Raw genomic sequence first — 18701 nt, 5'->3', positions numbered from 1 at the left:
CGGAACCTCCGGGCCCCGGTAAGATTCGATAAAGCCTGATTCCCCACACTTCCTCTTGCGACGAAAAGCAGGCCTCCACCGGCCTTGCGCTCCTCCTTTGGGCCTTGCCCCGCGGAAGGAGCACCCGAAGGGCGGGCCTGCAACAATTTCCTGCAGCGGGTTTCTGCGGCGATGCGGTGATTTGAGGTGAGGGACGAAGTATGGGCAAGATCAAGAAACGGATCCTGGCAGGGCTGGTGGCGTTGGGCGCGGTGGGAACGACCGTCAGCGGCGCGAACTCCCTCGTGTGGCCGATGCTGATGGATGGTTCGGTAGAAGACCGGGCAGCAACAATCTTCACGTACCAGAACCAGGTTTCCTCCGCTCTGGCGCAGACGATTGTCGATGCCGAGGCGGAGCACGCCGTCATTCTCGATGCGCTTTATGCCGTCGAGGAACAGCTGAACGTGGCCTGCGCGCCGGTGCAGGAGGCGGGCCGCCGTCATATCGATGACGAGCCGATCGGCGGGCTGCTGCAGCTTGCGGTGCTGAACAGCATGGAAGACTGCGAGGCGAAAACCGACGAGGTTGCCTACTACGTGCGGCTCGCCCGCGGCAACTCGGCTGAGGCCTTTATCCGCATCTTCGAAGCGGCCCTCGACTGACGGCCTGTATCCCCGTTGCCATGGCGGGCGGCCGCCCTTGCGGCGCGAGCGTCCGGCAGTTGGTCTGGGCAGTTGGCCTGGGCAATTGGCCTGGGCAATTGGCCTGGGCAATTGGTCTGAAGTCGAAACCGGTCCGGTGCATTTTGGGACAGAAAGCCCAGGACCGGGCTTGTTTGTGTTCAGGGGACTCGCCAAGGCCACCACGACCGCCTAGGTTGCCTTTCCGGGGGATCTGCCGCGCCAAGCGGCAGTTGGCAGCAGAGTCTGAACAGGGAGGCCCATGGAATCGAGCGAAGTCCTGCCTTTAGGGGTGGTGGTCGAGCGGCGACGCATCGACCATCCCTGGAAGGACTGGGCCTGGAAACCTGTTGCGGTTATTCCCGGAGCGCCGCCCCTCGACCCCGAGACGGACTGGACCGTGCTGCGTGAAGGCGAGGGCTGGGTCCATTATCACTGCGGCACGCTTCCGCTGGAGCTGTTTCGCCGGGAGACCGAAGGCTACAAGGTCAACCTGAGCCAGGAACCGCCGCAGATCTTCGTCCTGCTGCGCAGCGAAGACGATCCCGAAAGCCCGCACGAGTTCCTGCCCTTCCTGGTGACGGCCAGCCCTTACGAGGCCCAGGACTATCTCGACAGCGGCGAAGAGATCGTCGAGGGCGTGCCGATGCCCCCGGATCTCGTGGCCTTTGTGCAGGCTTTCGTCGATGCTCATCACGTCGACGAGGTGTTCCACAAGCGCAAACGCCAGAAGGCCCGCAGCGGCGACGATGCCTTCAGCCGCCAGGCGCCGGTCGCCCGCGCCGCGGCGGGCCGCGGCCGCCGGGACTGAGGCCGCCATGGCCGGTCGCAGACCGCAGGACCGCAGGCCCGACGACGGCGGCTTCCTGTCGCGCTGGGCGGAGCGCAAGCGGGAGGCGACCGAGCGCCAGCAATCGGCCCCTGAGGCCGAACCGGAGGGGGCGGGCGGCGCTTCGGCGGGCGGTGCATCGGCGGGCGGTGCATCTGCGGACGGAGCCGCCCCCGGCGGCGCGCCGCCGGAACGCGATTTCGATCCGAAGGATCTGCCGGACATCGAAACGCTGGAAAAGGACTCCGACTTTTCCGTCTTCATGCACGAGAAGGTGCCCGAGGCGCTTCGACGGCGCGCCTTGCGCCGTCTGTGGCGCGTGGACCCGGTGTTCGCCCATCTGGATGGCATGAACGACTACGACGAGGACTACACCGACGCCGCCCTGGTGGTCGAAGGGCTGAAGACCGCCTATCAGGTCGGCAAGGGCATGTTGGTCGAGGAACCGGAGGCGGCGGCTGAGGCCGGTGAGCCGTCCGGTCGCGATGAGTCCGGTGTCGATGAGCCCGCTGTCGATGAGCCCGCTGTCGATGAGCCCGGTGTCGATGAACCCGGTGTCGATGAACCCGGTGGTGACGGGCCCAACGCCGATGAGCCTGGGGAGAAGGCCGGTGATGGGGAACCGGCAGTGGCGGCCTCTGGGGACGCCGACCGTCAGGTGTCCGCCGCCGCCTTGGACGACGGCCTGCCCCCCGCGCCGGAGCAGCGCGCCCAGCCGGTGCCGCTGCCCGGGGAGGAGGGGAAGCACAGGGCCGGCGATTCGGACTCGCCGCCACGTGGCGCGGCCATCAGGCGGCGCTGGGGCGACCGATCGGGCTGACTGCACGTCATGGTTGGCGGACCGGCCGGCAAAATCGGTTTCGGGTCGTCTGTAAACACCTGTTTCGGAAGGGATTATTCGCGCGCCGTGAGTTGTGCAGTGCAACATCTGATTTAGTTGACAGCTGCGCGGTAAAGGCAGTCTAATCGTCCGGTAAGCAGCAAAAACCCTGGGAAAATCAGGGATATAACAGCAGTAGGAATAACGACCGAGGTTGGGGGTAAATCGGGTTAGCCGAGCCGACCACGGTCAGCTGTTTAAGTGATTTCTACTGCAGGTTGGGAGAGTTGTGCGCTTGAGCGGCTTCGCTGCGCAGGTACCCATTTCAGAAGAAGACCAGCTTCGCGCCGGATGGTACGCGTTGCTGGGCCAATTGCTTGCCGGCGAGCCGAGCGAGGCGACGCTGCGCATGCTGGGCGGGCTCAGCGGCGACGACTCCGAACTGGGCGAGGGGATCAAGGCGCTGGCTGCAGCGGCGCGGGGCACGACGGTCGAAGCGGCGCGTCAGGAGTACTTCGATCTCTTTGTCGGGCTGGGCCAGGGCGAGTTGCTGCCCTATGCCTCCTACTATTTGACGGGTTTCCTCAACGAGAAGCCGCTGGCTAGGCTGCGGGACGACATGGCCCGGCTGCGGATCGCGCGGGCCGATGACGTCACCGAGCCGGAGGACCACGTTGCCGCGCTCTGCGAGATGATGGCGGGCCTGATCAAGGGCAGCTTCGGCGCGCCGGCGGATCTGGAGGAGCAGAGGAAGTTTTTCGACACACACATCGGCTGCTGGGCGCCGCGGTTCTTCGAGGACCTGCAGGCGGCCCAGTCGGCGGTGCTCTTCATGCCCGTCGGCACCATCGGCCGGGCGTTCATGAACATCGAAAGCCAGGCTTTCGAGATGGCGGCCTAGCGCCAGCGGCCTCACCTTTTGAGGCCGCAAAGCCGGGAAGCGACGACCCGCTGGGCAGTTTCGTCGCACAATGAACAAGGTCACCACACAGCAAGGAGGGTGAACCGTTGAGCAAGAAGGAAGAGATCAAACTCGGTCGTCGGGACTTCTTCAAGAAGGCCGGCCTTGGCGCCGGTGCGGCCGCGGTTGCCGTGACAGCCTCCCAGGCGGGCGCTGTCGAAACTGCGGCGCCGCAGAAGAAGTCTGCCGGCTACACCGAAACTGACCACGTACGGACGTTTTACGATCTGGCGCGCTTCTAGAAGCGCCTGCCCGTGACCAGAACCGGGGCATCCCGCCCCTCCGTACCGACCGCGAATTAGGGAGAGGTCAATGCTTACCAAAAGGACGAATGGGGTTGCGAATGGCCCCCGTTTGTCAAAGGCGTTTGCCGGTGCTTCCGGAAGCGCTATTGACCGCCGTACATTCCTGAAACGATCCGGGCTTGCAGCCGGCGGTGCCGCTGCTGCTACGGTTCCTTTCGGAATGGTGAAGAAGGCCGAGGCGGCCTCTGCGGCGACAGGCAACGTGACGCTTGTGAAGTCCGTGTGCACCCACTGCTCCGTGGGCTGCACGGTGATAGCCGAGGTTCAGAACGGTGTCTGGACCGGGCAGGAGCCCGGCTGGGACAGCCCCTTCAATCTCGGCGCCCACTGCGCCAAGGGCGCCTCGGTGCGCGAGCATGCCCACGGCGAACGCCGCCTGAAGCATCCGACCAAACTGGTCGACGGTAAGTGGACCAAGATCTCCTGGGATCAGGCCATCAACGAAATCGGCGACAAGATGCTGGAGATCTATGGCAGCTCCGGTCCCGATTCCGTCTATTGGCTGGGCTCTGCAAAGCACAACAACGAGCAGGCCTATCTCTTCCGCAAGTTCTACGCCTTCTGGGGCTCCAACAACGGAGACCACCAGGCGCGGATCTGTCACTCGACCACGGTCGCAGGTGTCGCCAACACCTGGGGCTATGGCGCGATGACCAACAGCTACAACGACATCCACAACTCGCGCGCCATCTTCCAGATCGGCGGCAACCCGGCCGAAGCCCATCCGGTGGCCATGCAGCACATGCTGAAGGCCAAGGAGCAGAACAACGCGCCCTTCATCGTCTGCGATCCGCGCTTCACGCGCACGGCCGCCCATGCCGATGAATACGTGCGCTTCCGCCCGGGCACCGACGTCGGCCTGATCTGGGGCATCCTCTGGCATGTCTTCGAGAACGGCTGGGAGGACAGAGAGTTCATCCGCCAGCGCGTCTGGGGCCTGGACCAGATCAAGGCCGAGGTCGCCAAGTGGACGCCCGAGGAGACGGAGCGGGTCACAGGCGTGCCGGGTTCCCAGCTGAAGCGCGTGGCGCGGACGCTGGCCAACAACCGGCCCTTCACCATCATCTGGTGCATGGGCGGTACCCAGCACACCAACGGCAACAACAACACCCGCGCGTACTGCGTCCTGGGCCTGGCCCTGGGCGTGATCGGCACTTCGGGCGGCGGCACCAACATCTTCCGCGGCCACGACAACGTGCAGGGCGCCACCGATCTGGGCGTGCTCTGCCACACGCTGCCGGGCTACTACGGCCTCAAGACCGGCTCGTGGAAGCACTGGTCGCGGGTCTGGGATGTCGACTACGAGTGGCTGAAGAGCCGCTTTGCCAGCAAGGACATGATGGAGAAATCCGGCGTGCCGGTTTCCCGCTGGTTCGACCTGGCGCTCGAAGCCAAGGAGAATATCGATCAGAACGATAATCTCCGGGCCATGGTCTTCTGGGGGCATGCGGCGAACTCGCAGACCCGTCTGCCCGACATGAAGAAGGCGATGGAAAAGCTCGACATGCTGGTCATCATCGACCCCTATCCGACGATGGCGGCGGTGATGAACGACCGTAAGGACGGCACCTATCTGCTGCCCGCGGCGACGCAGTTCGAGACCTATGGTTCGGTGACGGCTTCCAACCGCTCGATCCAGTGGCGCGAGAAGATCTTCGATCCGCTCTTCGAGTCCAAGACCGACCACGAGATCATGTATCTCCTGGCCAAGAAGCTCGGCTTCGCCGACGAGATGTTCAAGAACATCACGGTGGAGAACAACGAGCCGCTGATCGAGGACGTCACCCGCGAGTTCAATCGCGGCATGTGGACCATCGGCTACACCGGCCAGTCGCCGGAACGGCTGAAGCTGCACATGGCCAATCAGCAGACCTTCGACAAGACGACGCTGCAGGCGCGTGGCGGTCCGGCCGACGGCGACTACTACGGCATGCCCTGGCCCTGCTGGGGTACGGCGGAGATGGGGCACCCGGGAACCCCGGTGCTCTACGACACCTCCAAGCCGGTGGCCGAAGGCGGTCTCTGCTTCCGTGCACGCTTCGGCGTCGAGCGGGACGGCGACAACCTGCTGGCCGAGGGTTCCTATCCGGTGGACTCGGAGATCAAGGACGGATATCCGGAGTTCACCATGGCCATGCTGAAAAAGCTTGGCTGGGATGGCGAGCTGACCGACGAGGAGCGGGCCACGATCGAAAAGATCGCCGGCGACAAGACCAACTGGAAGACCGACCTTTCCGGCGGTATCCAGCGGGTCGCCATCAAGCACGGCTGTGCGCCCTTCGGCAACGCCAAGGCCCGTACCGTGGTGTGGAACTTCCCGGATCCGGTGCCCACGCACCGCGAGCCGCTCTACACCTCCAGGCGTGATCTGGTGGCCGACTATCCGACCTACGAGGACCGCAAGATGTATCGCTTGCCGATCCTCTACAAGTCGATCCAGGACAAGGACTTCTCGACCGATTTCCCGATCATCCTCACCTCCGGCCGACTGGTCGAATACGAGGGCGGTGGCGACGAGACCCGGTCGAACCCCTGGTTGGCCGAGCTCCAGCAGGACATGTTCGTGGAGATCAACCCGGTGGACGCCAACAACAACGGCGTGCGCGACGGGGCGATGGTCTGGGTGTATGGACCTGAGGGCGCCAGGGTCAAGGTGAAGGCCATGGTGACCGAACGTGTCGGGCGGGGCGTTGCCTTCATGCCCTTCCACTTCGGCGGCCATTGGCAAGGCGAGGATCAGCGGTCCAAGTATCCCAAGGGTGCTGATCCCTACGTACTCGGTGAAGCCTGCAATACTGCGCAGACCTATGGCTACGATTCGGTGACCAATATGCAGGAAACCAAAGCCACGCTCTGCCGTATTGAGCCGGCATAAGGGAGGAGCTGACTCATGGCACGTATGAAATTCCTCTGTGATGCTGAGCGCTGCATTGAGTGCAATGCCTGTGTCACGGCCTGTAAGAACGAGCATGAGGTGCCCTGGGGCGTCAACCGGCGCCGGGTGGTGACCATCAACGATGGTCAGCCCGGTGAGCGGTCGATCTCCGTGGCCTGCATGCATTGTTCGGACGCGCCCTGCATGGCGGTCTGCCCGGTGGACTGCTTCTACGAGACCGAAGAAGGTGTCGTGCTGCACTCCAAGGACCTCTGCATCGGCTGCGGCTACTGCTTCTATGCCTGCCCCTTCGGCGCGCCGCAGTATCCGCAGGCGGGCAACTTCGGCAGCCGTGGCAAGATGGACAAGTGCACCTTCTGTGCCGGCGGGCCGGAAGAGGACATGTCCGCCGCGGAGTTCTCCGGCTATGGCCGCAACCGCCTGGCCGAGGGCAAGCTGCCGCTCTGTGCGGAGATGTGTGCGACCAAGGCCCTGCTCGCCGGCGACGGCGATATGGTGTCGGACATCTACCGCGAGCGCGTTGTCGCCCGTGGTTTCGGATCCGGCGCCTGGGGTTGGGGTACCGCCTACGACCAGAAGTCCGGATCCTGATCCGGCTTTCGGACGTCAACCGAAGTGCCTGAACGGGCAGCTTCGTGATGAGGGGGGCGGCGTATCAGCGCCGCCCCTTCCCATCCAGGCGGACCGGGCAGGATGGCCGGCAGAGAATGAACGGAAACGGCGGCAAGGGCCCGAGGGGCTGTTGCCACCGTAAAACCGAGAACCAACCATAACCGTTTGTTCTGCTTGCCTCGATCGGAGGAATGAGAGTCGTTATGGCGCTGAAATCCTTGATTCCCTTATCTCTTGGAGCAGTCCTGATGCTCGGCCTGGCGGCCTGCGACGAGGACGAGCAGGGGCGTATTCTGCGCTACGAAAAGGGAACCTATCTTGGCCCGACAGACACGGAGCTTTCCGAAGAAACCCTTGAGGCCCTGCGCGCCCGTACGTCACTGCAGGGCGACTAGCCTTGCGCGGCGAGAGGCGCAGACCCCAATGGCGGCCCATGGTCGTGCCGGAGGCGGTCGGAGCCTTTCATCGGAACCCCATGGACCAACCCGCTGGACGAAGAATTTTGTGATGCAAAGCCCTGCTGACAAGAGACATGCGACACCGGCCGCCACGGCCCGCACGGACCGCGTTCCCGGCCTTCTGCCGCTCGCAGCACTGCTGCTGGCCGCGGCCCTGCTGGCCTTCGGCGGCCTGACGTCTGCGGCCTGGGGGCAGCAGTCGAGCAACCCGGTTGCCGAGGAAAGCCCGACCGGCGGTCAGGTGCCCGGCAACGTGCTGGGCAACCAGGCCGACAGCGAGATGTGGCGGGCCGTGCGCGGCGGCGTTGAAGGGTCCGTTTCGATTCCCGACCCGCAGGCGGCCTTTCTGATCCAGTCGGAAGGCGACAACTGGCGGGCCGTGCGCAACGGGCCGGTCACGGTTTACGGCGCCTGGACCATGCTGGGGATCATCATCGTTGTCGCGCTGTTCTTCGTGCTGCGCGGACGCATCAAGATCGATGCCGGCCCCAGTGGCACCACGGTCGAGCGGTTCAACCTGATCGAACGGACCGCCCACTGGCTAACCGCCGTATCTTTCATCGTTCTCGCGCTGACCGGGCTGAACATGCTCTACGGCCGCCATGTGCTGCTGCCGGTCCTCGGCCCGGAGATCTTCACGGCCATCAGCATCGGCGGAAAGTATGCGCACAACTTCCTTGCCTTTGCCTTCATCGTCGGCGTGGTGATGATGTTCTTCCTCTGGGTCCGCCACAACATTCCCAACAAGATGGATCTTCAGTGGCTGGCCAAGGGCGGCGGGCTCTTTGCCAAGGGCGTGCATCCGCCGGCTGCGAAGTTCAACGCCGGACAGAAGTTCATCTTCTGGGCCGTAATCCTCGGGGGTGGTTCCGTCAGCGTCTCGGGGATTGCTCTGCTGTTTCCCTTCGAGTTCGCTTTCTTCGGCAAGACCTTCGCCTTCCTGAACATCTTCGGCTTCGATCTTCCGACGCAGTTGACGATGCTGCAGGAAATGCAGCTTTCGCAGGTCTGGCACGCCATCGTCTCGCTGGTGCTGATCGCCATCGTGATCGGTCACATCTACATCGGCTCGGTGGGTATGGAAGGCGCATTCGACGCCATGGGCAGCGGCCAGGTGGATTCCAACTGGGCGCGCGAGCACCACTCGGTCTGGGCGGCGGAGGTGAACGCCAGCCGCTCGCAAGCGGCCGAGTAGACCGACCGGAAGGTTCCTGGGAAAGGAGTTACTGTTCGATGGTGCGCGCAAAGCCACTTCGCAGCCTCTGTCTCGGCATCGCAGCAGCCGCGCTGATGCTGACTTCGCCGGCTGCCGCGGCGGTGACCGAGGAAGCGGCGGCCGAGCGCATTGCCGAGGAGTTCGGCGTCGAAGTGCTGCGGGTGCGGCCGGGTGAGCGGGACGGCAGGGCAGTCTGGCTGCTCACGGTCATGCAGCCCGAAGGCTCCAGCAACGCCACCTTCCAGGTGCACATCCTGGCCGTCGACCAGGAGAGCGGAGCCCTGCTGCCTTCATTCCGGCACCGCAGCAGCGGCTACGACCTGCCGCCACCGACGGCCGGCGGCGGACGCCCTTTCTGAGAGTTCCAGGGATGGACGCCGCCGCGCGGAGCCGCTTTGCCGCCTTGACCCAAAGAGGATTCTTGACTTCACGAGGCTGTCTGCGCTGGTCATGCGCGATCTGCGGGGAAAGCCGAAGGACAGTCAGGAGATTGCTATGAGGGTCTCGATCGCATCTGTTGCCGCCTGCCTCGGTGTCGTTGCCGGCCTTCTTGCGGTCGGGCCCGACAGCGCGCGGGCGGTGGACCCGCAACTGGCCCAGGCCGGCAAGTCCGCAGGGCCACCGGCGCCCGGCATGATCACCAGCCAGGCCTTCAAGGAGTTTCCGACAAGCGCGCCCATCACGGTCACGCCCTATGACGACAGCGATCTCAATCTGCAGCTGAAGAGCGAGTTCGAGACGGAACTGCAGGCCAGCGAGCGGAGCGTGACCGAGGCCAAGACGGGGCTGCTCCTGCTGTTCGAGACCAAGATTATTTCGGCCGAAGAAGCCCCCAGACGGCCGAGCCTGGGCAGCGTCTCCGCCCGTTCAGGGAGGGGGGATGACCCGGCACGGCAGGACAACGGCGACAACGTGCAGGTGGACGTCAACGTGAATGTCTGGTCGAACACGCAAGACAGCGTGCTGGGCGGACGCCAGGAAGCCCAGGATGTCGGCGCCAGCGTCTTCCACATCAACGCCGTGCTGCGCGATCAGGACAACGGTGAGGTTCTCTGGCAGGGCGATGCCTACTACGAGCTGCAATCCCCGGATGCCGAACGCGTTGCACGCTCCATGGTGCCGCCCCTGGTCGACACTCTCGGTAAATCGACAGCCAATGAGCCCTTCGAAGCACGCTAGCCCGCTTCGCGTCCGCTTCCGGGCGCCGCGCATGCTGCGCAGCCTCTGGGCCGTGGCGCTCCTCACGGTCCCGCTGCTCCTGTTCGGCGCCGCGGCGCAGGCTGAGCTGCGCGGCCACGGCGGTTTCGTGAAGGGCGTCGCCGTCGTGCCGGACGGATCGCGCGCCGTCACCGCCAGTTTCGACTACAGCCTCATCGTCTGGGACCTTGAAAGCCAGCGGGCCATCCAGGTTCTCGATGATCACGAAGGTGCGGTGAACGCCGTGGCTCTTACAGACCAGGGGCGGCAGGCTTTGTCGGCCAGCGATGATGGCACGCTGCGTCTGTGGGATCTTCAAAGCGGCACGCTGGAGCATGTCTTCGAAGGCCACCAGGGCAAGGTGGCCGCCGTCGCGGTGGCGCCGGATGGCCGCCTGGCCGCCTCGGCCGGCTGGGACAAGACCGTGCGCCTCTGGGACCTGACCACCCGGCAGGCCACCCACGTGCTCGACGAGCACCGCAGCAACGTCAATTCCGTCGCCTTTTCCCGCGATGGCCGCAATCTGCTGACCGGCAGCTATGACTCCTCGATCCGCCTCTGGGCCTTTTCGCCGGACGATCAGCGCCCGCAGTTGCTGCGGGTGATGGAGGGGCATGACTTCGGGGTCAACGCGCTGTCCTTCCTGCCGGACGGTGAGCACGCCCTGTCTGCATCGGTGGACGAAACGGTGCGCCTTTGGGATCTGAAGACCGGCGACCAGGTTGCTGTTCTGCGCGGCCATGACGGGCCGGTCTTTGCCGTTTCGGTTTCGCCCGACGGGCGTTTCGCCGCCTCCGCCGGTGTCGACGGCACCGTGAACCTCTGGAACATCGAGGGACGCCGCATCGTGACGTCTCTCACGGGGCACCGACAGCCGGTCTGGGCCTTGGCCTTTACGCCGGACGGGCGGCAGCTTCTTTCCGCGGGAGCCGATTCCGTGACCCGTCTTTGGGACCTGGAAGCGCGCAGCGAAGTCGGCGCGGTCCATGCCGCCGAGGGGACGGACGTCGCGGTCGTGTCGGAGATTTCCGACGACGGCGGCCGTGGTGCGAAGTTGTTCCGCACCTGCGTGGCCTGCCACACCACGACGGTCGACGGCGGCAATCGCGCAGGCCCGACACTGCATGGCGTCTTCGGACGGCGTGCGGGTACGGTGGAGGGATACAATTACTCCGACGCGCTGCGCGGCAGCGCGATCATCTGGAGTGCCGAAACCATCGACCGCCTTTTCGACGAGGGGCCCGACCGCTACACGCCGGGCAGCAAGATGCCGCTGCAGCGCATGCCTTCGGCCGAAGACCGTGCGGAGCTGATCGCCTACCTGAAACAAGTGACCGGCGCCGCGCAACCGAATGCCGGAACCGAGCCGTCAAACGAAGGGCTCGGACAATGACTCAACCGACTTTCGCTCCCTGCCTGCGGTGCGCCTACAGGCGTGTCCGCGTTTTCCGGGGCTTCAGCTTGCGAGGATTTTTGGACCCATGAAATCAGTTGTGATCGGAAGCGTCGTCGCCATCCTGATAGCCGTTCTGAGTGCCGTCGTTCTCAGCTTCTATGGCATCAGTTCGGCGGATCTCTTCTCGACTTCCAACGTGCGCCTGTAATACCGGACCTCGCGATGCGAAGCCGGCCCGCCGTTCCCGGAAAGGGGGCGTGCAGGGGGCCTCAGTTGTCCTGGTCGCACAGCGCGGCGGGGAGGCTTCTTTGGCGGCGTCACTCCCGGGCCCCCGCCTCACGCAGCAGGGCGGCGACTTCGTCGTCGCCAATCATCGTCGCGGCCTGGAGAGCGGTCCAGCCGTCCTCGGCTTTCAGGTCGACGTCGGCGCCGGCGCCCAGCAACAGGCGGACTTCTTCCAGGCGCGCCCGGTTGGCGGCCAGCATAAGCGCGGTGTTGCCGGTCTCCGCTTCGCGCGCGTCGGCATCGGCACCGGCGTTCAGCAGCACATAGAGCGCACTTGCCTGACCGTTCATGGCGGCGAGCACCACCGGCGGCCGCCCGCTGCGCCCGGGCTGCTCGATGTCCGCCCCCGCCTCCAGCAGGGCGATGACGCTGTCCACATGGCCGGCCTGGATCGCCTGACCCAAGGCCGTTTCTCCCTCGGCCGCGCGCTGATCAATGGCGGCTCCCGCCGCGATCAGATCATCGAAGACCGGCGTATGCCCACGTGCCGCAGCCAGATGCAACGCGGTCCAGCCGTCGCGCCGCTTTGCAGCGGCCACCGCGCCGGAGGTCAGCAGCATCTGAAGACTGCCTTCCGCCCCCGCCCGGGCCGCGGCCATCAGCGCTGTCATGCCGTCCGATGCCGCAGTATTGGGTTCGGCGCCGGCAGCCAGCAGTTCGGCAACGACTGTCGTCGCCAGGGGATCGAAGGCAGCATTGATCAGCGCGGTGTTGCCGTCGCGCCGGTCGCGCGCCTCATAGTCCGCTCCGGCGGCCAGCAGGACCGACACCACCGCGCGCTTGTTGCGCCGCGCCGCCAGCAGCAGGGGCGTGTTGCCATAGTCGCGCTCGCGGGCTTCCAGGGGGGCGTCGGCCTCGGCCAGCACCTGGGCGACCCGGTCGTGGCCTTCGTAAGCCGCATAGTGGAGCGGGGTCCAGGCGTCGTCGGGGGTCGCAGACGCGGGGTCCGCGCCGCCTTCCAGCAGCACAGCGGCGACTGCGGCACTGCCGTAGATTGCGGCGACCTGCAGGGCCGTATTGCCCAGTTGGTCCCGCACCTCCGGGTCGCCGCCGCGCTCCAAGGCGAAGGCGGCAAGGTCGGCGTCGTCGCTGCGGGCGGCCTGGTGCAGGGCCTGGTCGGGCACCGACTGGGCGGGGGCGGGGGAAGAGACGGGCGCGGCCGCCGCGCCGACCATCAGCGCAAGGCCGAGATTCCGGGCAAAGCGGGACAGCGGACCCCAAATCGCCGCGCCATTAGACACGGTCTTCACCGACAATCTCCAGGTCGACTTCCGTGGCAATGATCAGCAGCTTGCCGGCATTCTCAAAGTTCACCGTGACCCGCTCCGCCACCACGGACTGGATCTGCCCCACACCCCACTCGGGCCGGCCGGGGTGGCGCACGCGCATGCCGGGGCTGAGGTGTAAGGTCATGGTTTGCCTCGCTGTTTTCGCCTGGAGCACATCCCGTTTGGCCGGAACGTCCGGGGAATCTAGTGTATAAGGATGTTGACTTTGGGGCTAGCGAGTGGGACCTGGAAAGCATGCAAACAATGATTGATCTGCGCGTCGCGGAACTCTTGGCGTCGCGCCTCTGCCACGATCTTGTGGGGCCGATCGGAGCCGTCGGCAACGGGCTCGAACTGCTTGCCGATGACGAGTTCGGTATGGCCGATGATGCGATGCAACTGACCAGCAACTCCGCCCGCCAGGCTTCCGCGATTCTGCAGTTTTTCCGCCTGGCCTATGGCATGGCGGGGGCACGTGTGGGCACCGACCTCACGCCGCTGCGCGATCTGGCCGCCGGCCTGCTGCAGGCCTCCAAGTCGGAACTGGACTGGGCGACCATCGCCGCGCCGGAGGGCCTGCCCGATGGCGCCGGCAAGATGGTCATGAACATGGTGGCCCTGGCGCATGAGGCCCTGCCGCGGGGCGGCAAGCTGACCGTCGAGATCGGCGGCGAGGGCGGCGATCAGGCCCTGGTCGTCACCGCCAGCGGTCAGGACGCCCATCTGCGCCCCGAGAGCCTGGCCGGGCTGGACGAATCCATCGATGTCGGTGAATTGAGCCCGCGTGGGGCCCACAGCTATTTCACGCGGGTTCTGGCAAAGCGGCTCGGCAGTGACCTGGAGGTCGATACCCCCGGCGAGGACATGCTGCGCCTGAAGGTGGCGCTGCCCGCCTAGAGCGGGCGCATGCCCGGCGGAACCAAGCGGTGGTTCCGCCAAGACATGTGACGCCGCCCCGGACGCCGCCAGGCGCAGCCCCGCGCGTCAGCTTGCGCGGATGCTGGTGAGGAAACTTTCGACCTGCTTGTGCAGAGTCGACGACTGGCCGGCCAGATCGTTGGCCGCGCTGAGCATTGTCTTTGCGGACTCGCCGGAGGCCTCCGCGGCGTTGGTCACTTCCCCGATGTTGGAAGAGACCTCGTTGGTGCTGGTGGAGGCCAACTGGACGTTGCGGGAGATCTCCTGCGTCGCTGCGGTCTGTTCATCCACGGCGGCGGCGATGCCGGCGGCGATGCCGTTGACCTCCTCGATGGTTGCGGTGATCTGGGCGATCGACTCGACGGCGCCGCCGGTGGCCCCCTGGATGTCGTTGATCTGCTGGCGGATCTCCTCCGTCGCTTTCGCGGTCTGGGTGGCCAGCTGCTTCACTTCCGAGGCGACGACGGCAAATCCCTTACCGGCTTCACCGGCACGCGCAGCCTCGATGGTCGCGTTCAGAGCCAGCAGGTTGGTTTGCTCGGCGATATCCTGGATCATGGTCACCACGTCGCCGATCTTCTGGGCCGCCTGGGCCAGCATCTCCACTTCGCTGTTGGTGTTGCGCGCCTGATCGGCAGCGGCGTTGGAGATCTTCGTCGACTGGGCGACCTGCCGGCTGATCTCCTGAATGGAGGCGCTGAGTTCCTCGGCGGCGCTGGCAACGGTTTGGACATTGTTTGCCGCCTGGTCGGTGGCGGAGGCGACGGCGGCGGTCTGCCGATTGGCGCGCTCCGCGGTTTCCGACATGTATTGGGCCGTGGACTGGACCTGATCGGAGGCTGCGCCGACGCCCTCCACGACCGCCTTGACGCTGGACTCGAAGTCGTCGGCCAGGCGGTGCATGGTCCTGCGCTTCTCTTCCTCGGCCTTGGCCTTCTCGGCTTCGCGCGCCGCTGTCGAGCGATCGAGCTCGATGGCATTGGTCTTGAAGGTCTGTACCATGCGCGCGATGTCGCCGATGTCGTCCCGGCGCTCCATCGCGGGCACCTCGACGCCGGTATCGCCATCGGCAAGCCGGCCCATGGTATCCGTCATCATCTTCAGCGGTTTGCCCACCAGGCGCGACGTCACCACACTCAGCAACGTCACCAGCAGAGCCAGCGCGATCAGCGCGACCGTCGTCTGCTGTAACATGGCAGCGGTGATCTCCGCATTCAGCTGCTCGATCGACCAGGCGATGATGACCGACCCGATAAAGGAGCCGTCCTTGGGCGACAGCGCGGGGCTGGAGACCAGAATGTGGGTGGGGGTCTCCTGCACCAGGCGCTCTTCCGAACCCCTTGCACCTTCTATGAACGCGTCAAGGTCGCCATGCGGCAGGGTTTTGGAGTCGAAGCGAATGAGTTCGGCGCCTTCCTTGTCGAGTGCAACCACGTTGGCGATTGCCGTGTCTTCGGCATTGGCAAAGTCGATGTAGGCGGCTTCGATGGATTCCGCTTTTTTCCAGCGGATGCCGCCGGCCGCATTGTTGGTGATGAGGCGGGTCATGGTGGTGAAGCCGGCTTCGCCGGTCTCCACGAGCACCCGGCTCGTCTGATTGATTCCGATTGCAACGAGAGTAACGAGCACCAGGGAAGCCATCGCCGCAGCGGTCAGAATCACCTTGCGGACGACGGAGAGCCTGGAAAACCCGGCCGGGCGGGAGCGCGGGGCCTTTTTGGCACCGGAGGAGGAGGGGGCTGACGTGTTTGCGTCGGTCATTGGGAGGACTCCTTCGGCCAGCCAACCGCCCGGCCAGGTTACTGCTCAGAACCGTTTCAACTCTTTAGAGCCTAGAGAGCGTCGACGTTGACACCGATGGTGATCGCGCCGACAACTTCGCCGCTCGCCGGATCGACGATGGACATGCTGAGCTGCGACTGGAAGGTCTGAGTCGACTCGTCCATCTCGACTTCATCGATGAAGATGGCGTTCGGTCCGGCACTGTAGGTCTTCTGCCACTTGGCTTCATCGCCCTGCCAGTAGTCGGAGGTGACGTCGCTCTGGCCGACGTTGAGCCCGCGATTGTCCATCACGAAGATCTCGGTCACCAGGCCCTGCATGCTTTCCTTCTGCTTGTTGAGATAGGCAGACAGGGCATTGCTCAGGACGGCGTCGATCATCGGGCGGCTGCTGGCGTCCGTCTGGGCGCGCCAGTCCTTGTCCATCTTGTCGATGTCAGCCTGGCTCAGACCGGCATGGCGCTCGTTCTGGGCCTTGATGGCTTCGATCACCGTGCTGTCGGCAATCCAGGTCTTGACCGTCGCGTTTGCGAATTCGGTCATCGGCGCGACGTGCTCGTCGCTGGCATAAGCGGCAGAGGCGAAGACAGAAACGGCCGCGCCCGCCAGAATCCCCTTCAAGAGGCTGGTCTTAGACATCATTATTGCTCCAATAGTGTTCCCCAAAGCAGCGGCACGCAGTTGTGCGCCGATTTACTTCAGCGCCACATTCATTCGAATCTCTTTAATTTTGCGTTAGCGCCGTTCGCGGTTTTTCTCGCCTATAAATCAGCCCAGTGTTGGGTTTTACTTGATTTTGATTATAGTCTAAGTGACTAGATTTCTTGGCGCGGGCGGATTCCGACGCTCCTTATGCACGCAATCCGCAGTTCTGATGAGAATGATTTTCATTTACTTCGCAATTGCGACTTACTATCATCTCTGCGCAAGCCCGCTCAAGGGCACAGCGAAACACTCGGAGGATTACAATGATCGTTGGCCGCCGGACGGCTCTAGCAGCCGCCGTTTGTGCTGCGGTAGTGGCGCTCGGCACTTCCGCCCAGGCACAGGAGGTGTTGAACCTTTACTCATCGCGTCACTACCAGACCGATGAGGCGCTCTACGAAAACTTCACCAAGCAAACCGGTATCGAGATCAACCGCATCGAGGGCAAGGGCGATGCCTTGATCGAACGCATCAAGAGCGAAGGCGTCAACAGCCCCGCCGATGTGTTTCTCACGGTCGATGCCGGACGGCTCTGGCGGGCCGACCAGGAGGGACTGTTCCAGCCCGTGAAAAGCGATGCGCTGACCAACGCGGTTCCCGAGAACCTGCGTCATCCCGATGGGCATTGGTACGGCTTCTCGACGCGCGCCCGTGTCATCTACTTCGACAAAGCCAAGGTGCAGCCGGACGAGATCAAGAGCTACGAGGACCTGGCCGATCCCAAGTGGAAAGGCCGAATCTGCATTCGCAGCAGCTCCAACATCTATAACCTCTCCCTCATGAGTTCGATCATCGCGGCCCACGGCGAGGACGCCGCCGAGGAATGGGCCAAGGGTATGGTCGCGAACTTCGCGCGCGATCCCGTCGGCGGAGATACCGATCAGATCCGTGCCATCGGTGCCGGCGAGTGCGAAGTGGCCGTCGGCAACACCTATTACTTCGTCCGCCTGATGACCAACCCCAGCGACAAGGACAAGGGGCTGGCCGAAAAGATCGGCTGGGTGTTCCCGAACCAGGGTGACCGTGGAACCCACGTGAACGTCTCCGGTGCCGGCGTACTCAAGAACGCCCCGCACCAGGAAGCGGCCGTGAAGTTCCTGGAGTACCTGGCGAGCGCAGAAGCGCAACGCTACTTCGCCGACGGCAACAATGAGTATCCCGTCGTGCCGGGGATCGAGCCGAACGAGGCCCTGAAGTCTCTCGGCAACTTCGAGACCGATGCCTTGAACGTGGCGGTCTACGGCGAAAACCAGCCGGACGCCCAGAAGATCTTCGACCGGGCCGGCTGGAACTGACCGCATAGTCAACGGTTACGGAAAGCTCCATTGCACGAAGGGGCCCCGCCGGGTGGCGGGGCCCCTTCTCTTTATGCAAGCCGGCTATGCAGGCTGGCAACGACCGTCACCACCGTGTCACCGCTTTGGACTAGACTGGGCGACGAGAACGGAGTCGCGCTGGGGAGTGCAGGGGCATGGCGGAAACGGAAATCATCAAAGGCATCGGCGTCAGCACCATGGGGGGATCGCCCAACATGGAGGCGCTGCCGGCTTTTCTGGACCGGGCGGTCGAACTGGGTGTCGACTATGTCGAGCTGTCGCTCTGCGACGAAGACATCGTCGCCGGCGGGCGCATCCTGCCGGACAAACTGGCGCGCCTGAAGTCGCTCATCGAAACAAGGCCGCTGCGCTACAGCGTGCATGGGCCGATCGCTATCAACTTCATGGACTGGATGCACCTGGATCTGCACAAGCAGGTCTGCCGCGCCTTCCTGCAGCTCTGTGGCGGGATCGGCGCCGAGGTGATGGTGATACACAGCGGCATCGTCAAAGCGACAACCCAGGGCGAGCATGCCCGTCTCTATGACATTCAGCGCGATGCGCTCGCGGAGATGGGTGACGCGGCGGCTGCGGCCGGTGTGCGCCTCTGCGTTGAAAACGTCTTCGTCTACGGTCAGGACGAGCACACCGCGGCGCCTGATCATCTGGCCGCAGAACTAGCTGCCGTCGGCCATGACTGGGTGCGTGGCACCCTCGACTTCGGCCATGCGCGGATTCAGACCCAGCTGCTGGGGCAGGACTATGGCGATGCCTGCCGCGCCTTCGCGCCGCAGGTCGGCCATCTGCACGTGCACGACTGCTTCGGGACGCCGCGCACCATCTGGACCCCGGCGGAGTCCGAGAACCTGGCCTATGGATTGGGCGACCTCCATGCCCCGCTCGGCTGGGGCGATATGCAGTGGGAGGAGGTCTTCCCGACGCTGCCGCTGCAGCCGGGCACGATCCTCATGCTGGAGATCCAGCGCCGCTACTGGGCCGAGCTGGCGGCCTGCGTCGATCGTGCCCGTGTATTGCGGGACATGCTGGAGGCCCGCACCCTGGCTGCCTGAGGCGGA

The 18701-nt window shown here is 64.7% G+C and carries 20 protein-coding genes; 16 read left to right on the top strand and 4 right to left on the bottom strand.

Annotation, left to right across the window (positions count from 1 at the left end; translation table 11 throughout):
• Positions 1 to 200 precede the first annotated feature (200 nt).
• The 13 genes from ACO06P_RS04890 (at position 201) to ACO06P_RS04830 (ending at position 11560) form a co-directional block, all read left to right on the top strand.
• Complete coding sequence (locus tag ACO06P_RS04890) at positions 201 to 644, top strand: hypothetical protein (RefSeq protein WP_420348885.1); 444 nt, start codon at positions 201 to 203, stop codon at positions 642 to 644.
• Positions 645 to 924: 280 nt separating this feature from the next.
• Positions 925 to 1473, top strand: a complete 549-nt coding sequence (locus tag ACO06P_RS04885; RefSeq protein WP_420348884.1) for a DUF3305 domain-containing protein — start codon at positions 925 to 927, stop codon at positions 1471 to 1473.
• Positions 1474 to 1480: 7 nt separating this feature from the next.
• Positions 1481 to 2311 (top strand): DUF3306 domain-containing protein, encoded by an 831-nt coding sequence (locus tag ACO06P_RS04880; RefSeq protein ID WP_420348883.1) that lies wholly within the window; start codon positions 1481 to 1483, stop codon positions 2309 to 2311.
• A 289-nt stretch (positions 2312 to 2600) separates the two neighbouring features.
• Positions 2601 to 3212, top strand: coding sequence for a TorD/DmsD family molecular chaperone (locus ACO06P_RS04875; protein WP_420348882.1), 612 nt, complete (start codon positions 2601 to 2603; stop codon positions 3210 to 3212).
• A 107-nt stretch (positions 3213 to 3319) separates the two neighbouring features.
• The gene (locus tag ACO06P_RS04870) at positions 3320 to 3514 is read left to right on the top strand and encodes a twin-arginine translocation signal domain-containing protein (RefSeq protein WP_420348881.1); all 195 of its coding nucleotides are present in this window, start codon (positions 3320 to 3322) and stop codon (positions 3512 to 3514) included.
• Positions 3515 to 3584: 70 nt separating this feature from the next.
• A complete protein-coding gene (locus ACO06P_RS04865; protein WP_420348880.1) occupies positions 3585 to 6452 on the top strand; it encodes a formate dehydrogenase subunit alpha in 2868 nt (955 codons plus the stop codon).
• Positions 6453 to 6467: 15 nt separating this feature from the next.
• Positions 6468 to 7064: a formate dehydrogenase FDH3 subunit beta gene (gene fdh3B / locus ACO06P_RS04860; RefSeq protein ID WP_420348879.1), complete on the top strand. Its 597-nt coding sequence runs from the start codon at positions 6468 to 6470 to the stop codon at positions 7062 to 7064.
• A 224-nt stretch (positions 7065 to 7288) separates the two neighbouring features.
• Positions 7289 to 7480 (top strand): hypothetical protein, encoded by a 192-nt coding sequence (locus ACO06P_RS04855; protein ID WP_420348878.1) that lies wholly within the window; start codon positions 7289 to 7291, stop codon positions 7478 to 7480.
• 112 nt (positions 7481 to 7592) lie between these two features.
• Positions 7593 to 8738, top strand: a complete 1146-nt coding sequence (locus ACO06P_RS04850; protein ID WP_420348877.1) for a formate dehydrogenase subunit gamma — start codon at positions 7593 to 7595, stop codon at positions 8736 to 8738.
• Between the two features lie 38 nt (positions 8739 to 8776).
• Positions 8777 to 9118, top strand: a complete 342-nt coding sequence (locus ACO06P_RS04845) for a hypothetical protein (RefSeq protein ID WP_420348876.1) — start codon at positions 8777 to 8779, stop codon at positions 9116 to 9118.
• 136 nt (positions 9119 to 9254) lie between these two features.
• Positions 9255 to 9938: a hypothetical protein gene (locus tag ACO06P_RS04840; protein ID WP_420348875.1), complete on the top strand. Its 684-nt coding sequence runs from the start codon at positions 9255 to 9257 to the stop codon at positions 9936 to 9938.
• Between the two features lie 31 nt (positions 9939 to 9969).
• Positions 9970 to 11349 carry a c-type cytochrome gene (locus ACO06P_RS04835; RefSeq protein ID WP_420348874.1) on the top strand — a complete coding sequence of 460 codons (1380 nt, stop codon included), beginning with the start codon at positions 9970 to 9972 and terminating at the stop codon, positions 11347 to 11349.
• 88 nt (positions 11350 to 11437) lie between these two features.
• Positions 11438 to 11560 carry a hypothetical protein gene (locus ACO06P_RS04830; protein ID WP_420348873.1) on the top strand — a complete coding sequence of 41 codons (123 nt, stop codon included), beginning with the start codon at positions 11438 to 11440 and terminating at the stop codon, positions 11558 to 11560.
• Positions 11561 to 11669: 109 nt separating this feature from the next.
• Here ACO06P_RS04830 and ACO06P_RS04825 read toward each other — a convergent pair whose 3' ends face one another.
• Positions 11670 to 12887: an ankyrin repeat domain-containing protein gene (locus ACO06P_RS04825; protein WP_420348872.1), complete on the bottom strand. Its 1218-nt coding sequence runs from the start codon at positions 12885 to 12887 to the stop codon at positions 11670 to 11672.
• Positions 12871 to 13050, bottom strand: coding sequence for a DUF3553 domain-containing protein (locus ACO06P_RS04820; protein WP_420348871.1), 180 nt, complete (start codon positions 13048 to 13050; stop codon positions 12871 to 12873). The genes ACO06P_RS04825 and ACO06P_RS04820 overlap by 17 nt, the downstream gene beginning before the upstream one ends.
• 110 nt (positions 13051 to 13160) lie before the next feature.
• Here ACO06P_RS04820 and ACO06P_RS04815 point away from each other — a divergent pair, with 110 nt between their 5' ends.
• Positions 13161 to 13802 carry a histidine phosphotransferase family protein gene (locus tag ACO06P_RS04815; RefSeq protein ID WP_420348870.1) on the top strand — a complete coding sequence of 214 codons (642 nt, stop codon included), beginning with the start codon at positions 13161 to 13163 and terminating at the stop codon, positions 13800 to 13802.
• A gap of 87 nt (positions 13803 to 13889) precedes the next feature.
• Here the strand turns inward: ACO06P_RS04815 and ACO06P_RS04810 are convergent, their stop codons facing one another.
• Positions 13890 to 15584 carry a methyl-accepting chemotaxis protein gene (locus tag ACO06P_RS04810; protein ID WP_420348869.1) on the bottom strand — a complete coding sequence of 565 codons (1695 nt, stop codon included), beginning with the start codon at positions 15582 to 15584 and terminating at the stop codon, positions 13890 to 13892.
• Positions 15585 to 15655: 71 nt separating this feature from the next.
• The gene (locus ACO06P_RS04805) at positions 15656 to 16243 is read right to left on the bottom strand and encodes a hypothetical protein (protein ID WP_420348868.1); all 588 of its coding nucleotides are present in this window, start codon (positions 16241 to 16243) and stop codon (positions 15656 to 15658) included.
• A gap of 329 nt (positions 16244 to 16572) precedes the next feature.
• Here ACO06P_RS04805 and ACO06P_RS04800 point away from each other — a divergent pair, with 329 nt between their 5' ends.
• Together ACO06P_RS04800 and ACO06P_RS04795 are read left to right on the top strand one after the other, a co-directional pair.
• The gene (locus tag ACO06P_RS04800; protein ID WP_421935154.1) at positions 16573 to 17604 is read left to right on the top strand and encodes a Fe(3+) ABC transporter substrate-binding protein; all 1032 of its coding nucleotides are present in this window, start codon (positions 16573 to 16575) and stop codon (positions 17602 to 17604) included.
• A 176-nt stretch (positions 17605 to 17780) separates the two neighbouring features.
• A complete protein-coding gene (locus tag ACO06P_RS04795) occupies positions 17781 to 18695 on the top strand; it encodes a sugar phosphate isomerase/epimerase family protein (RefSeq protein ID WP_420348867.1) in 915 nt (304 codons plus the stop codon).
• Positions 18696 to 18701: the final 6 nt, after the last annotated feature.

Origin of the sequence: Pelagibius sp. (assembly GCF_965227505.1) — a bacterium.
Classification (GTDB): domain Bacteria; phylum Pseudomonadota; class Alphaproteobacteria; order Kiloniellales; family Kiloniellaceae; genus Pelagibius.
Note: the sequence above shows the minus strand (reverse complement) of the source record. Positions and strands in the feature narration are given on the sequence as shown.